The sequence below is a fragment of the Sphingobacterium ginsenosidimutans genome (genome assembly GCF_039536865.1).
Taxonomy (GTDB): domain Bacteria; phylum Bacteroidota; class Bacteroidia; order Sphingobacteriales; family Sphingobacteriaceae; genus Sphingobacterium; species Sphingobacterium detergens.
Genome location: NZ_BAAAZK010000005.1, coordinates 38850 through 54535, shown reverse-complemented (window position 1 = coordinate 54535; position 15686 = coordinate 38850). Strand labels below are relative to the sequence as shown.

At 38.9% G+C, this 15686-nt stretch carries 15 protein-coding genes; all 15 read left to right on the top strand.

The window, feature by feature from the left end:
- Window positions 1–12: 12 nt before the first annotated feature.
- Window positions 13–672 carry a heme exporter protein CcmB gene (locus ABFX33_RS09265; RefSeq protein WP_120261412.1) on the top strand — a complete coding sequence of 220 codons (660 nt, stop codon included), beginning with the start codon at window positions 13–15 and terminating at the stop codon, window positions 670–672.
- Between the two features lie 36 nt (window positions 673–708).
- The gene (gene ccsA / locus ABFX33_RS09260) at window positions 709–1371 is read left to right on the top strand and encodes a cytochrome c biogenesis protein (RefSeq protein WP_120261411.1); all 663 of its coding nucleotides are present in this window, start codon (window positions 709–711) and stop codon (window positions 1369–1371) included.
- A 267-nt stretch (window positions 1372–1638) separates the two neighbouring features.
- Entirely contained in the window at window positions 1639–1848 is a 210-nt protein-coding gene (locus ABFX33_RS09255) for a CcmD family protein (RefSeq protein ID WP_077437990.1), read from the top strand.
- A gap of 20 nt (window positions 1849–1868) precedes the next feature.
- Entirely contained in the window at window positions 1869–2852 is a 984-nt protein-coding gene (locus ABFX33_RS09250; protein ID WP_346085665.1) for a DUF6427 family protein, read from the top strand.
- Between the two features lie 176 nt (window positions 2853–3028).
- Window positions 3029–4357 carry a BamG family beta-barrel-assembly machinery protein gene (gene bamG / locus ABFX33_RS09245; RefSeq protein ID WP_346085664.1) on the top strand — a complete coding sequence of 443 codons (1329 nt, stop codon included), beginning with the start codon at window positions 3029–3031 and terminating at the stop codon, window positions 4355–4357.
- A gap of 4 nt (window positions 4358–4361) precedes the next feature.
- A complete protein-coding gene (lptC, locus tag ABFX33_RS09240) occupies window positions 4362–4985 on the top strand; it encodes an LPS export ABC transporter periplasmic protein LptC (protein WP_346085662.1) in 624 nt (207 codons plus the stop codon).
- Window positions 4986–5290: 305 nt separating this feature from the next.
- A complete protein-coding gene (locus ABFX33_RS09235; protein ID WP_346085660.1) occupies window positions 5291–7396 on the top strand; it encodes a peptidylprolyl isomerase in 2106 nt (701 codons plus the stop codon).
- Window positions 7397–7460: 64 nt separating this feature from the next.
- Entirely contained in the window at window positions 7461–8006 is a 546-nt protein-coding gene (locus tag ABFX33_RS09230) for a DUF2480 family protein (protein WP_167457340.1), read from the top strand.
- 96 nt (window positions 8007–8102) lie between these two features.
- Complete coding sequence (locus ABFX33_RS09225) at window positions 8103–8888, top strand: DUF3108 domain-containing protein (RefSeq protein ID WP_223583759.1); 786 nt, start codon at window positions 8103–8105, stop codon at window positions 8886–8888.
- A gap of 5 nt (window positions 8889–8893) precedes the next feature.
- Entirely contained in the window at window positions 8894–9457 is a 564-nt protein-coding gene (locus tag ABFX33_RS09220; RefSeq protein ID WP_120261404.1) for a DUF3109 family protein, read from the top strand.
- Window positions 9458–9506: 49 nt separating this feature from the next.
- Window positions 9507–10478 carry a polyprenyl synthetase family protein gene (locus ABFX33_RS09215; RefSeq protein WP_346085658.1) on the top strand — a complete coding sequence of 324 codons (972 nt, stop codon included), beginning with the start codon at window positions 9507–9509 and terminating at the stop codon, window positions 10476–10478.
- Window positions 10478–11530 carry a TerC family protein gene (locus tag ABFX33_RS09210; protein WP_346085656.1) on the top strand — a complete coding sequence of 351 codons (1053 nt, stop codon included), beginning with the start codon at window positions 10478–10480 and terminating at the stop codon, window positions 11528–11530. Before ABFX33_RS09215 ends, ABFX33_RS09210 begins: the two co-directional genes overlap by 1 nt.
- A gap of 197 nt (window positions 11531–11727) precedes the next feature.
- On the top strand, window positions 11728–12915 hold the full coding sequence (locus ABFX33_RS09205) for a C1 family peptidase (RefSeq protein ID WP_346085654.1): 1188 nt from the start codon (window positions 11728–11730) through the stop codon (window positions 12913–12915).
- A gap of 113 nt (window positions 12916–13028) precedes the next feature.
- Window positions 13029–14267 carry a thioredoxin family protein gene (locus ABFX33_RS09200; protein ID WP_346085652.1) on the top strand — a complete coding sequence of 413 codons (1239 nt, stop codon included), beginning with the start codon at window positions 13029–13031 and terminating at the stop codon, window positions 14265–14267.
- Between the two features lie 235 nt (window positions 14268–14502).
- On the top strand, window positions 14503–15686 hold a 1184-nt coding region (locus tag ABFX33_RS09195; RefSeq protein ID WP_346085650.1), incomplete at its 3' end, for a thioredoxin family protein.

The window sequence follows — 15686 nt, the reverse complement described above, 5'->3', positions numbered from 1 at the left end:
TCTTTGCGGAATATGACTTTACTGCAACAGGTAAAAACTTTGATTCTTAAAGACATTATTCTGGAATGGCGATCAAAATACGCCATCAACGGAATCCTACTATATGTCGTATCTACTGTATTTGTTTGTTATCAAGCATTCAAATCAGTAGATACAACAGTTTGGAATGCATTGTTTTGGATTATTATGTTATTCGCTTCAATCAATGCAATCAACAAGAGTTTTGTTCAAGAAAATCCCAACCGACAGCTCTATTACTATTCACTAGTTGACCCAAGGGCGATTATTCTCGCCAAAGTTATTTACAATATGTTATTGATGACCATCTTGGCGACAATCGCGTATTTCGTTTATTCAATCATATTCAAAAATCCACTGGGGGATCCCACGCTATATTTCATTTCAGTCATTCTCGGTAGTATCAGTTTTGCCAGTGTATTTACCATGATTTCTGGCATAAGTTCCAAAGCTGGAAACAACAGTACGCTCATGGCTATTTTGAGTTTTCCGGCTATCATCCCCTTACTGATCGTATTGATCAAGCTCTCCCGCAATGCCATAGAAGGCCTGGAAAGGGCGGCAAGTACAAAAGAAATAATTGTATTACTCGCAATTAATGTAATCACGATCACTATTTCTTTATTGTTATTTCCGTACCTTTGGCGAGATTAAATTTTAGAATTGAAAACAAATTAAATTCAATTTACCATGAGAAAAAAATGGTGGAAAATATTAGCTGTCCTGATTATCTGTGCAGTCATTATCAATGGCCTTCTGGGCCCTGTTCCCCGCCTATTTATCCTTCACGAAAGTATCCGAAACGTTTATTTCCATGTGCCGATGTGGTCTGCGATGATCGTGATGTACCTGATTTCAGTCATTTATAGCATCAAATACCTCAATACAGGAAAACAAGAATATGACCTAATGGCTATTGAAGCTGTTAATACAGGTATTACTTTTTGTTTTTTTGGTTTGGCAACAGGAATGTTGTGGGCAAATATTACCTGGGGTGAACCTTGGCCAAATGACCCCAAATTAAATGGTTCAGCAATAGCGACTTTAATGTATCTGGCCTACCTCGTACTCCGCAATGCGCTCGAAGAAGAGCAAAAAAGGGCGAAAATATCTGCCGTCTACAATATCTTTGCTTTTCCGATCATTATTGTATTACTCTATATTCTGCCAAAAATGACAGATTCGCTTCACCCCGGAAGTGGTGGTAATGCTACTTTTGGCCAGCTACAAATGAGCAACGAGCTTCGTCCAACATTTTATGCCGCAATGATCGGATGGCCAATGATCGCTTTCTGGATCTGTTCACTCCGCTATAGAGTACGTTTATTGGAAAGAAAAGAACAGGAAAGCTAATCGTAATCATCAATAAGAATAAGAGGCAGGGTATTTTTCATGTCTTTGAGGATATTCACAGTCAACAACGAGCTTAGGCTCAATAAAAAAGGGGTTAAAATAGCAATCGCCAAAAAGTTCTCCAGCATAAATTAATACTGGATTTCATGCGGCGACAACATCGATAAAAAATAGAAGTCTGATAAAACCAAAGCGTAGATAATATTGGCAAACAATGCTTTTTATTTACGCAGGTCCTAATCAGCCATTAAAAGACAAATAAATAGCATGAAAAAAATAACATTGTCAATTGCATTATTAATCCTATCAACTTTAAGCACATTTGCACAGGATGACGTTGATATGGCAACGGGCTTACGTAGTGAGGGCAAAATCTATGTGGTTGTTCTCGTGATGTTGGTCATTTTTCTAGGTCTTGCCTTCTTTCTTTTCTTGCTTGACCGTCGTATAACGAAGTTGGAGAAAAAGAATAAATAGTCAAATATTTATCGCGCGCCATGATTATCAGTCAGTTCAGAAATTACACACCAATAAATATCCTATTTTTATCCCTTGTGGGTTTTGTATTATGCCTTGGCATATTCTTACACGTACCGGATAAACTTGATTCTGTAATTTTTGAACCTGCACTAGGAAATCTACTCGGAGAAAACAATTTAATCAACCTCTCCCCAGCAACCAACGTCTTTATCACACTGATCCTGACCATTTTTCAGGCAACGATACTGAATCGGATCACGAGCCATTTCAATCTGCTTGGAAAACCTAGTTTTTTGGTCGCATTGATGTATATGACACTGGCCAGTTTATTTTTACCCTTTCTAGTTCTGTCTCCCACCCTTATCTGTAACTTTATTTCGATCTGGATGTTGAGCAAATTGCTTTCTCTCTATCGTCAGACAGACGTAAAGGCGGAAATGTTCGATCTGGGGATGATTGTCGGCATAGGAAGTCTGATCTACTTTCCTTTCTTGAGCATGTTCTTCCTGCTGTGGATCGCCCTACTTATTTTTAGACCATTCAATTGGCGTGAATGGATCACACCACTATTGGGACTGGCTACAATCTATTTTATATTAGGGGTAATCTATTTATGGGTAGGAAAAATGGATTTGTTTTACACCATATGGTTGCCATTCACCTACAAATTCCCAACGGCTATCCGTATTCAATTATTTGATTACCTGGTATTGGTTCCTGTACTCTTTACACTGATCCTCTTCTTGTTGATCCTCAAAGATAATTTTTTCAAGAGCATTGTGCATATCCGAAAATCCTTTCAGTTGTTATTTTTCATGTTATGCTTGGCTGTAGCCTCCTTTTATTGGAATAAGAAATTAACTGAGGCCCACTTTTTACTCTGTGCTCCCCCGGTTGCGATTTATATGGCCTACTACTTCACCTACGCCAAAAAGAAATGGTTTTTTGAGGTCGTGTATGCAATCATCGCATTAACCATAATCTACTTTCAATTTTTCTAAACATTTGTACAACAAGTGTTTAACCTTTTTTAACAAAATCGGCTTAACAAGCTCACAAAAATTGAATAGTTTTGTATGCGAATAAAAGCAAAGAACATTTAATTACACGAGTCAAAAAACTCAAAGATTTCACAAAAACTAAATAAACATTAGTTTCTCAATTTTATAGATTGACCATGCAGAAACGCTTTATAAGCTCTCTAAGAAATAAATCACTCCAACTGTTGTTAGCAGGTGGAATTTTAGCTAGTTCTACTACCGCATTTGCCCAAAAAACGACATCCGCTTCACCTTATTCTCAATTGGGGATAGGTCAGATACGTGAAGATTTATTACCTCAGTATAGAGCGATGGGTGGTATCAGTACGGCAATCCGTACATTAGATGGCATCTATTACAATACCAACCCGAGCAATCCAGCATCTTACTCCGCTGCGCGACTTAGTGTATTTGACGCAGGGCTGTATGGCAACTACACGCAATTAAAATCAACAACCAGATCTGCAAATACTGCTGATTTTGCATTTAGCCATATTACCATGACTTTTCCAATGCAAAAGTTTGGTGGCATCAGTTTGGGGCTACTGCCGTTTTCGGATGTGGGCTATCGTACCAATTCACAGGAAAGCATTAATTCGCAAACATTTAACAAGGTTTTTACAGGTGAAGGAGGCCTCACAAAAGCTTATGCAGGTTGGGGGGTACGTGTTTATAAAGGATTGAGTATCGGTGCAAATATGTCTTACCTATTTGGTACATTAAATGACTATAGCCGTGTTGAATTTCCTTCATCCTCTGGAGCTTTAAATCCGCAACGTCAAAATAAACGTGAAATCCAAGGTATTATTTTTGATTACGGCTTACAATACGAACAGCCTATCGGCAAAGAATATGCCTTGACCTTTGGTTATTCGGGATCGCTAAACAACGATATAAAAGAGCGAACAACGATATTCGACACAAGGACTCAACCATCATCAGATCCAGACAATCAAAATATTCCAATCGATACAACCTATATGTCTGAGCGCATCAGCAGGCATTTGACACTTCCATTAAAACATAATATAGGTGTTACCCTTGCACGAAATGGCAAATGGTTGGTTGGGGCAGACTTCAAATATGCAGACTGGTCAAGATTTCAGGTCAGAAATGGTGAAGGCGAGTTGCGCAAAAATTATGGTGTATCAGTTGGTGGTCAGTTGACACCTGATAGATCTTCGCTCAACTATCTGAACCACGTAGATTATCGCCTTGGATTCAGATACAACAAAACCCAGTATTTCCTAGCCGGTCAAGATATCAATGATATGGCCGTAACAGTGGGTGTGGGCTTACCATTAGCCAGAACACAATATTCAAGTGCTTTCTCGAAGATCAATTTTTCAGCAGAATTTGGCCAAATGGGTAAAGTAGCCAATGGCCTGTTACGTGAACGTTATATCAACTTCAATATTGGCTTTACGCTAAATGACCGTTGGTTTAGAAGAAATCAATTTGACTAAGATAATGGTACGCAAAGTATCTGAACTATTCATATCACAAAATATATCGCCCCTGGTAATTCAATTTTTGCTAGGGGCGCTCTTATTGACTTCCTGCGAGCCAGATCTAAAGGAAGTCGACCGGATCGCCAACTTAAAGAAAGAAGAGGCTGTGGACATTTCACGCCATGTCGATGTTATCTATAGTGATTCAACCCGGGTTAAAGCGAACCTAACCGCACCCGAAATGCGGATCAAACACGATAGTACAGAAGTCTATGAGTTTCCAAAAAGCATAAAAATCATCTTCTATGATGAAAAGCTAAAGGAAACACAACGTATTACCTCTGACTATGCAATCAGGAAAGAAAAAGAGAAAATAACAGTCTTTACCAAAAACGTCATTGTCACCATGGCCGATGGGTCCATTATGAAAACGGAAGAAATCGTTTATGATGAAGGAGCTAAAGATCCCAATAAAACTTTTTACAATAATGTTCCTGTCCAGGCATTCTTTAAAGATCAAAGGGGAAACCTACAGGGATCATCTTTTACATCCGACAAAGACCTGCAACATGCCAATATACAGAATGCAACTGGTGTTGTTATAATCAAGGATAACAGTCTGTTTCCATCCATAGGTAGATAGAGAGATCATACTTTCATTGGCCTCCCTACTATCATGTTATTTACTAGCCTAAAGATATGTACCTGCAAGTAGATCCCGTAAGCAACTCTGTCACAGATTTCTTAAAGGATATTACAGTCACCTGATCAAGACCCTCTTCAATAAAAAATAGCGCAATACAAATACTTTTCAAATTTGTTTTATTACATTCAGGAAAATATTCCGTTTTTTTTTATAAAAATTGTATCTTGCACCGCATTTTGCTATGCTATGCATAAATTAACGAAATACAAGTATTTACACAATATAAACACAATAAGCAGACTATGGGATTAATGGGCTTTTTGCGTAACAAAGCTGGTGTCATCTTGACCGCAGCCATGGCTATCGCAATTTTAGCATTTTTACTAGGCGATGTCGTTCGAGGAGGGGCTCCTTTTTGGGCTAGACATCAAAATCGTGTAGGGGAAGTCAACGGAACTGAAATTGAATATCCTGCGTTCAACCAACAGGTGGAACAAGCAGAAGAAATGTTCAAGCAACAAATGGGTGGCGCTGTTACTCCTCAAATGAGAACATACGCCGTACAACAGGTTTGGAATCAATTCTTATCCAGAGAAATCTTGAGAAAAGAGATTGAAAAAATCGGTTTGACAGTAGGTAGTAAGGAATTAAATGATCTAGTACAAGGGCCAAATCCTTCAGCTCAGATCGTTCAGGCATTTACCGACCCACAAACTGGACAATTTAACCGTGGTCAGTTGTCAACATTTATAAGCCAAATCAACACAGCTGGCAACCAAGCCATGGCTGATCAGTGGGAAGCTTTACTTGAGGGTGTGAAAGATGAACGTCTAAGCAGCAAGTATGGCGAGTTGCTTTCGAACAGTGTATACGTAACTTCATTGGAAGCAAACGAAGAATACCAAGAACGTAATAAATTGGCGAACTTCAAATACATTCTTTTAGACTACGCTTCTGTAAAAGATGCTGAGGCTAAAGTGACTGACGCCGATTTCCAAGAATACTATAATGAACATAAAAGCATGTTCAAAACACAAGAGGAAACACGTGCGATTCAATACGTTACGGTAGATGCAAAACCTCTTGCAAAGGATTCATTGGCTGTAAAAGAAGCGATTGACAAGTTAAAACAAGACCTTATTGTTGCAAAGGATGATTCGTTATTTGCATCTATCAATTCGGACAACAAGTATCCTTTCACCTATGTGAAAAAAGGCCAATTGAGTCCTTCTTTGGATTCAGTAGTTTTCAATGTCGCTGCAGGCACTACAGTAGGTCCATTCCTAAGCAATGGTGCTTACGAAATTGCAAAAGTGGTTTCAACTGTCGTAGGTCCCGATTCTGTAAAGGCTTCGCATATCCTATTGGATGCTACTGCTGAAGGTGGTGTTGACAAAGCTTTGGCAAAAGCTGATTCAATCAAAGGGCTGATCCAAAAAGGAGATAACTTTGCAGCTTTGGCTATTCAGTTCAGTAGTGACCCTGGAAGTAAAGCAAATGGTGGTGAGCTTGGTACTTTTACAAGAGGTCGCATGGTACCAGAATTTGAAAAAGCAGTATTTGAAGGTAAAGCCGGAGACATTAAAGTTGTAAAATCTCAGTTTGGTGTGCACATTATTAAAATTGAGAAACAAATCGGTACAGCAAAATACGCTAAGGTCGCTATCATCGATAAAGTAATCAATAGTGGTAAAGAGACTTTAAATAATGCACACAGCAAGGCAACAGCTTTCTTATCTGCTGCAACTGCTCAAAACTTCGCACAAGAGGCTAAAAAACTTGGTTTAGAAGCCAAAACTGCATCACGTGTTACTGCAATGGACAATGTACTTGATGGTACTGAAGCACCTCGCGATTTGATAAAATGGGCTTTCGAAGCTAAAAAAGGTGATATCTCAGATAAGGTATTTGAAACTGAAACTTCTTATATCCTGGCGAGTTTAGTGAATGTACAACCAAAAGGGGTACTTTCGTTGGACGCTGTGAAAAAAGACATCGAGCCTGCAGTTAAAAACATGGTTAAAGCTAAAGTCCTAAAAGAAAAATTTGGCAAAGCTTTAGCTGGAGCTTCTTCAATTGACCAAGTAGCTCAAAAAGTAGGTAAATCGGCTATTCACGTAGAGAATGTGGTATTTGCCAATCCTGTTATTCCGGGTGTAGCCTTAGAAAACGCTGTAGTAGGTACAGTCTTTGGACTTCAACCAAACAAACCTTCTAAAGCAATTGAAGGAAACACAGGTGTATATGTCGTACAGGTAAATGGGTTTACAAACCCATCAGCAATCTCTGATATCAACGGACAAAAGAAACAAATGCTTGCAGCGAAAGCGCAACGTGCTTGGGGATCTATTTTCCGTGCATTACAAGACAAAGCTGAAATCATTGACAATAGAGTGAAATTCTTTTAGAAGATTTTTAAGTAAATTTGTAGCCGGACGAATTATCGTCCGGCTTTTTTTTGATAGAATAGTTATGGAAATTCAAACAAATATTGTCAATAAAGTTGCACAAAGTGGATTAGTGACAGTTGATCTGGCAGATTATCATCCAAAGACCGACAACGTCCTATATGATATCAAGGATAATTTGTTCCATGGTCTGATGTTAAGGGAAAAAGATTTCCGCGAGTTCATCAAAACACACGATTGGTCACAATATACAAATAAGCATATCGCCATAACCTGTAGCGCAGATGCTATTGTCCCAACATGGGCTTATATGCTACTGGCAAATAAGTTAGAGCCATATGCTTCGACCATTGTCTTTGGCGATTTAGATGAACTGCTACGTATACAGTATGCCGCCGCTATTGATCAAATTGACATGGAACAGTTTCGGGATCAAAGGGTAGTTGTTAAGGGCTGTGGAGATACTTATATCCCTGAATCGACATTTGTCCAATTCACGGTGAAACTCAGCAAAGTAGCGAAAAGTATTATGTATGGCGAACCCTGTTCAACGGTTCCAGTTTTTAAAAGAAGTCCTCAAGCGCCAAAAGCAGCTGACAAACAAGTATGAGCAGCGGGCTCATGTGGGTTTCATCACCTTAAAGAGACAATTTATTCTGATGAAATTAACATCTCTTTTTCAAACAATTTTCGTAAACTTACGTACATGAAACTTATATCGACATTGCTCCTTTACTTATCAGTTTTTGTAAGTACAGTTTTCGCTCAGGATTTACCCCATTTAAAAGAATCTGCATTTAAAGGTGGAGAGAAATTAAAGTATAAACTCCGCTATGGAATTATTTCAGCTGCAACGGGAACGTTGACTGTTGGTGATACGAAAGACGGATTTGGGAATCCCTCCTTTCATCTGTATGCCGCGGGTAAAACAGCAGGAGCTTTTGCCATCTATACCGTAAGAAACGAATACAACTCGTATATAAATAGCAAGACGTTTTTGCCTTACTATTATACAGAAAACATTCGTGAGGGAGGTTACAGACGGAATGACAAAGTACGTTTCAATCAGGATACACATACTGTGGTCGGTAATAAAGGAACATTTACATCCAAGGTAGATCAGACCTTTGATTTGCTATCGTCCTATTATTTTGCCCGCAATCTGGACTTAACTTCGGTCAAGCCGGGTGAATCCTTTAAACTGACTTACTTTCTGAATGATGAAATAGCCACCTTGGGCATACAGTACATTGGAATAGAAAAAATAAAAACAGAATTGGGCACATTGGAATGCCTTAAATTCAGTCCCGAAATTAAACCGGGACGTATCTTTAAAAAAAATAGCAAGCTTTATCTCTGGGTAACCAATGATGGTAACCGTATTCCAGTGAAGGCCAATGTCGATATTTTAATTGGCTCTGTTACCTTAGAACTTCTGGAAGCGAGTGGACTAAAATATAAATTGGGGCAAAAAGCAAGCTACTCAAAATAATTAGAATGATTGAAGTAGGAAATGTGTTGGTGCATGAAGATCTGATTAACAATGATTTCGTGTGCAACCTATCAAAATGTAAGGGAATATGCTGTATCGAGGGAGACTCGGGAGCACCTTTGTTAGAAAGTGAAAAGGCAATTCTGGAGGAAATATACCCTAAGGTAAAGCCCTATATGACGGAGAAAGGCATTGAGGCCATCGAAGAACAAGGGAAATACGTCATTGACGTAGATGGAGATTTAACCACGACCTGCGTTGACGGACACAAAGAATGCGCCTATGTGACTTGGGAAAACGGCATTACAAAATGTGCAATCGAAAAGGCATATGAACTGGGTGAAATCCACTGGCGGAAACCTGTTTCCTGTCACCTATATCCTATCCGTACAACGCATTATCCGGAATTTGATGTCCTTCATTATGACCGTTGGCATATCTGCAAAGACGCTTGCAGTTTTGGTAAAGAACTACAGGTGCCTGTGTATAAATTTCTAAAGGATCCCCTGATCCGTACTTATGGAGAAGAATGGTACAAAAATCTTGAGCAAGCAGTCGATGAGTTGTAACAAAATTACTATCTTTAAGCTTTAACTTTTTGGTGTTTCATTCCAATTCATGTCAAAATTAACAGAGATCCAACGCCCTATTATCCACGAACTTGAAGCTTTTGAAAAGAAATTCAAAGCATCGATGAAAAGCTCCGTTCCCTTGTTGGATCGTATCACGCAATATCTGATCAAACGTAAAGGCAAACAAATGCGGCCAATGTTTGTATTTTTTTCAGCGGGCATCTGCAATGGGATTAATGAATCTACCTATCGCGGCGCTGCTTTGGTTGAATTACTGCATACAGCTTCGCTTGTTCACGATGATGTCGTGGATAACTCTTACGAACGTAGAGGCTTCTTTTCAATCAATGCACTCTGGAAAAATAAGATTGCAGTACTGGTTGGTGACTTTTTACTGTCAAGGGGTTTGCTACTCTCTGTCAAACATCAGGACTACCATCTGTTAAAAATTGTTTCGGAAGCGGTTGACCAGATGAGTGAAGGGGAATTACTCCAGATCGAAAAAGCGCGTAAACTGGATATTGAAGAATCCATATACTTTGAGGTCATCCGAAAAAAAACAGCATCGTTAATTGCTTCCTGTTGCGCCTGTGGATCGGCGTCATCCAATGCGGATCAAGAGACGGTAGAGAAACTGCACCAATTTGGAGAGAAAATTGGTATTGCTTTTCAGATAAAGGATGATTTATTTGATTTTGGTTTGGATGACGTGGGTAAGCCCCTGGGGAATGATATCAAAGAGAAGAAAATGACATTGCCGTTGATCCATGCGTTAAATCAGACAAGCTCCAGCGAAAAGCGGCGAATCATCAATCTGGTTCGAAACCATAATGAAGACCCGAAAAAGGTTGCTGAAGTGATCGATTTTGTACGCAACAGCGGTGGACTAGCCTATGCAACAAACAAAATGCTGGAATATCAACAAGATGCATTTCGCATCCTGGAAGAGTTTCCAAATAGCGAATACAAAGAAGGATTACTTCAATTGGTAAAATATACAACAGAAAGAAAAAAATAATGAGTCACGAATTAATGTTTTTTGGAGGTTTCCTGATCTTCATTGCACTGATGCTAGCCATTGACCTTGGACTATTTTCCAAGGGCGATAAACCAGTTAGCTTAAAGACTGCCGCAATTATGAGCGCTGTATGGGTATTATTCTCATTAGGCTTCTATTGGTTGCTCCGTCAGTATGGATTTGAATTGCATAATATTCATGATCTAAACCATCTGCAAGAAGTCATCACCAAGCATCACCACGATATTAAAATTATTCCCGGTGATCTAGCGGCAAGTTTAGAAATCTACAATAAAAACCTAGGCTTGGAATATTTAACGGGATATGTTGTTGAGTACGCACTCTCTGTCGATAATATTTTCGTGATGGTACTGCTCTTCACATCATTTGGGATTCCCGAAAAATACTACCATAAAGTTTTGGTATGGGGGATTCTGGGGGCTATCGTTATGCGGTTTCTGTTTATCTTCCTTGGTGCAACCTTAATCGCTAAATTTGGCTGGATCCTATATGTTTTTGGTGCTTTCTTGGTGTTCACAGGTATCAAGATGTTTATCAATCGGAACCAGGAGGAAGAGGTCGATCCTCAAAACCATCCGGTTGTCAAATTTGCGTCCAAATATTTCAAGGTAACGCCAAAATTAGATGGCGGTCACTTTTTCCATATCGAGAATGGTGTAAAATACATGACACCCCTATTTTTGGTTTTGTTAGTGATTGAATTTACCGATCTAATTTTCGCAGTGGATTCTATTCCCGCAATTTTCTCAGTGACCAAAGATCCTTATGTGGTATTCTTCTCTAATATTTTCGCCATCCTTGGATTGCGCTCCATGTTCTTCCTATTGGTCAATATTATCCATAAGTTCCAATATTTAAAAGTCGGGTTAGCTTTTCTATTGGTCTTCATTGGTCTGAAGATGTTATTGCATCACTGGTTGGCAGAGGTTGGCTTTACAACGACGCATTCGCTGATTGTGATCATCGGTATACTTGCCTTAAGTATTATCGCTTCGCTACTCTTTCCAAAGCATAAAGAGATTGCCGAATAAAAATAAAAGCAAAGGGTCGTAAAAATTACGACCCTTTGCTTTTCAATATTTTAGCCTAGTTTTTACTCCTCCTTTATGTGACAAAAGGGCCTAAATTATACCTCATTTTTAAGAACAATTATTTTACAGAGGAATTTGCCTTACTAAATTTTATTTATTTAATTTAGCACCACTTTAAATTAACAAAATACTAACAAATGAATTGGAATAAATCGATTGTACTAGCTGCCTCTCTTTTTGCAGCTTCATTCCAAGTACAAGCACAGGACAATTTGATCAATGCCCTAAAAGCAAATCAAAATGACAATAGCAAATCTGGATTTACATTTACAGAAGTTATCAATTTAGGTAATACTTCGATCAAGAATCAAGGTTCTTCGGGTACATGTTGGTCTTATTCAGGAAACTCTTTTCTAGAATCCGAAATGATCCGTATGGGTAAAAAACCTGTTGAGATTTCTCAGATATATACAGCACGTAATACGTACTTAGATAAAGCACGTACTTATGTACGTCTTCACGGTGGATTATCATTGGGTGAAGGTGGTCAATTTCATGATGTATTGAATTCATTCCGCAAATATGGCACAATGCCACAGTCAGCCTATACAGGCCTTCACTATGGTACCACGCTGAACAACTTTGGTGAAATGACATCAATGCTTGACGCGATGTTAGGCTCAATTGTTAAAGGAAAAGCATTGACTCCAAACTGGGAAAAAGCCTACACCGCAGCAATGGACTCTTACTTAGGGGAAGTTCCTGAAAAATTTGATTACAATGGCAAATCCTATACACCACGTACTTTTGCTGATCAGGTAGTTGGTATCAATCCGGATGATTATGTTGGGATTGCTTCAGTTACTGACCACCCTTATTATAGCCAATTCGTTCTCTTAATCCCAGATAACTGGTCATTTGATCGTTTCTACAATGTTCAGATGAATGATTTAACAGATATCATTGACAACGCGCTGCAAAAAGGTTATACTGTCGCTTGGGCAACTGACGTTTCAGAAAAAGGATTCTCCTGGAAAAACGGTGTTGCTTATGTTCCAGAAAAACCATTCGAACAAATGAGCGATCAAGAAAAATCAAGCATGTTCGTTGGTCCTAAACCAGAAATGAAGATCACACCTGAAGAGAGACAAAAAGCTTTCGACAATTGGCAAACAACAGACGATCATGGTATGCACATCGTCGGTCTTGTAAAAGATCAAAATGGTAAAGAGTATTATATTGTCAAAAACTCTTGGGGAACATCCAACGACTACAAAGGATATTTATACGCTACAAAAGAATTTGTGCGTTATAAAACAACTTCTTTGCTGTTACATAAAGATGGTCTGACAAAAGATTTGAAATCGAAGATAAATATCAAATAAGCGATTTACCCATCGTTTAAAACACCTCTGAAATTAATATTTCAGAGGTGTTTTTGTTTTCAGATTAATTTGATAACTTAAACCTAATTATAAATCTAGTTGTTCAGTGAGATATGAGAAGTATAATCGCATTATGCCTTGCAATTTTATTTGGGAATTTAGCACATTGCCAGACCAAAGGGGTGAAATTTGTAGAAGGATTAAGTTGGAAACAGGTCAAAGAAAGAGCGAAGGCAGAAAACAAGTTTATCTTCGTTGAACTTTTTGCGACATGGTGTGGCCCCTGCCAGTATATGAGTAATGAAGTGTTCCCCCTGGAACAGGTTGGCCAGCCCATCAATCAAAATTTCATTAGCATCAGAGTCCAAATGGACTCCACCGAAGCGGACAATGCTGCTGTCAAAAGTTGGTATGCTGATGCCCGTGCTATTTCTAATGAGTACAATATCCAATCTTTTCCAACTTTTTTGATTTTCAATCCGAACGGAGAAGCTGTACACCGGATTGTTGGCGCAAGCGATGCACCTGAATTTGTCAACCATGTGTCGGATGGGCTCTATCCCGAGACACAGTATTATACCCTGCTAAAAAAGTTTGAAAAAAGACCTCAGGACATCTACACTGCCAAACAGATGTTAAAAGCGGCAAATATCGCTTATGACGAAAGCACTGCACGTAAAGCTGAAAATACCTTAGCCAATTCCTTGGGGACCGATGAACTTTTTAAAAAGGAAAACGTACATATTCTTTTAGCAGCAGCTAAATTTACAAATTCGAAAGCCTTTAACCTGATCCGCAACAATAAGGAAAAAATAGATATTTTGCTGGAATCACCGGGGATCGCCAATCGTACGCTCGCGAATGTGGTTGTCAATGAGCTTTTCCTGATTAAAATAGATGCCAAGCATGAACCCAACTGGGATAGTTACCAGAGTGAGCTGTCAGCAAAATATCCGGACATAGATTTCGTTCCTATGTTTAAAAAGATCAAAGCACACTACTATCTTCAGGTCAAGAATTATGTGGCTATGAAAAACACCATCAATGATTACCTATCATCAGAGGATTTCACAGCACATCAATTGAACACCTTTGCCTGGACGATTTTTAATAACAGCAGTGACCCCGAATGTATCGACGCAGCCATCAGCTGGAGCAAAAAATCTATCATAGAAGATCCCAGCTCTGCATTCTTAGATACATACGCCAACTTACTTTATAAAAAAGGTGAAAAAGATAAGGCGATCAAGTGGCAAAATAAAGCCATAGAGATGGCCAGTGACGACGATCGACCAATCTATCAGGAAACATTGGACAAAATGACCAAAGGGATAAAAACCTGGGAAAATTAACTAAATCAGCGATCCCGTATCTGAACTTTTGAAGCATATCTTTATGCAGGAAATCGTCGTTCAGCAGTTGGGCGATAAAAGTCCATGAAGCCATCTATTTTGTGGGTCGGGCTTTCATTCAATGGAATCACCATTGATTTTTTCAAGATAGTAAACTCCCTGATTAATTTTTCTCGTAATATTTTTTTTGATAAGGTTTTATTTCAGTAAATTAACACCTAAATATCAACGGATTATGAGAAAATTAATTTTAATGCTATTCTTGGTTCCAACATTACTATTCGCTCAGAGCGAGGGTGTAAAATTTGAGCATGGTCTCAATTGGAATCAAATCAAAGAAAAGGCAGCCAAGGAAAACAAATTTATTTTTGTTGATTGTTTCACCACTTGGTGCGGCCCCTGCAAGTACATGACAAGCACAATCTTCCCACAGGCGAAGGTCGGTGATTTCTTCAATGCAAAATTTGTCAATGCCAAAATCCAAATGGATAAGACCAAAGAGGACAATGAAGAAGTAAAATCTTGGTACACCGAAGCAGATCGTTTTGCCAAAGACTATAAGGTAGTAGCCTATCCTACTTTCTTGATCTTTGATTCAAAAGGCAATCTTGTACACCGCATTGTAGGCGGTGGAGATGCGGATGGCTTTATTGCCAAAGCCCAAAAAGCACTGGATCCGAACAGCCAATATGAAACCCTATTGGCAAAATTCAATGCTGATCCACAAAATACAACAATTGCAAAAGCTATGGCTGCGGCTGCAAAAGATGCTTATGATAAAGAAACACAGGCAAAGGCTGAGGGCGTTGTATTATCTTCGTTATCAACAGACCAGATCTTTACAAAAGACAATGTGGAATTATTGCTTTCTTCGGCGAGCATCAAGGATTCGAAAGCATTTAACTTAATAAAAGACAACCCAGCCAAGTTTGATGCCATCAGTGAGAAGGTTAAAGCAAATGATTTCTTAGCGAAACTATTGATCGGTGAAGCTGTCAACACCAAAATCCAGGCTAAAGAAGCCGTAGATTTTGCTGCTATCGAAAAAGAACTGGCACAGAAATATCCGACGGTCAATACCGAAAAAGCGAGCTTGGAAATGCAACCGCGTTATTTCTCTTATACCAAAAACTATCCTGGACTGAGAGACAGTTTTAACAAGTATATTGCCAAATACGGTTCGACCATCACTGCAATGGAACTAAACAATATGGCGTGGTCTATCTTTGAAAACTGTGATGATCCTGCTTGTTTAAAAGCAGCTTCGGAATGGAGCAAATTATCGCTGGAGAAAGAAAAAGATACACCAATGTTCTTGGATACCTTTGCCAACCTGCTTTATCGTCTAGGTGACAAAGATCAAGCAATCAAAACACAAGAGAAAGCGATCTCATTGTTGACTGCAAATGATAAAAAAGA

Excerpts from the sequence above, each read along its gene's own strand:
- ABFX33_RS09230 (WP_167457340.1), top strand. The coding sequence starts at position 7,461 with ATGGAAATTCAAACAAATATTGTCAATAAAGTTGCACAAAGTGGATTA.
- ABFX33_RS09205 (WP_346085654.1), top strand. The coding sequence starts at position 11,728 with ATGAATTGGAATAAATCGATTGTACTAGCTGCCTCTCTTTTTGCAGCT.
- lptC (WP_346085662.1), top strand. The coding sequence starts at position 4,362 with ATGGTACGCAAAGTATCTGAACTATTCATATCACAAAATATATCGCCC.
- bamG (WP_346085664.1), top strand. The coding sequence starts at position 3,029 with ATGCAGAAACGCTTTATAAGCTCTCTAAGAAATAAATCACTCCAACTG.
- ABFX33_RS09255 (WP_077437990.1), top strand. The coding sequence starts at position 1,639 with ATGAAAAAAATAACATTGTCAATTGCATTATTAATCCTATCAACTTTA.
- ABFX33_RS09215 (WP_346085658.1), top strand. The coding sequence starts at position 9,507 with ATGTCAAAATTAACAGAGATCCAACGCCCTATTATCCACGAACTTGAA.
- ABFX33_RS09225 (WP_223583759.1), top strand. The coding sequence starts at position 8,103 with ATGAAACTTATATCGACATTGCTCCTTTACTTATCAGTTTTTGTAAGT.
- ABFX33_RS09220 (WP_120261404.1), top strand. The coding sequence starts at position 8,894 with ATGATTGAAGTAGGAAATGTGTTGGTGCATGAAGATCTGATTAACAAT.
- ABFX33_RS09265 (WP_120261412.1), top strand. The coding sequence starts at position 13 with ATGACTTTACTGCAACAGGTAAAAACTTTGATTCTTAAAGACATTATT.
- ABFX33_RS09210 (WP_346085656.1), top strand. The coding sequence starts at position 10,478 with ATGAGTCACGAATTAATGTTTTTTGGAGGTTTCCTGATCTTCATTGCA.
- ABFX33_RS09235 (WP_346085660.1), top strand. The coding sequence starts at position 5,291 with ATGGGATTAATGGGCTTTTTGCGTAACAAAGCTGGTGTCATCTTGACC.
- ABFX33_RS09200 (WP_346085652.1), top strand. The coding sequence starts at position 13,029 with ATGAGAAGTATAATCGCATTATGCCTTGCAATTTTATTTGGGAATTTA.
- ccsA (WP_120261411.1), top strand. The coding sequence starts at position 709 with ATGAGAAAAAAATGGTGGAAAATATTAGCTGTCCTGATTATCTGTGCA.
- ABFX33_RS09250 (WP_346085665.1), top strand. The coding sequence starts at position 1,869 with ATGATTATCAGTCAGTTCAGAAATTACACACCAATAAATATCCTATTT.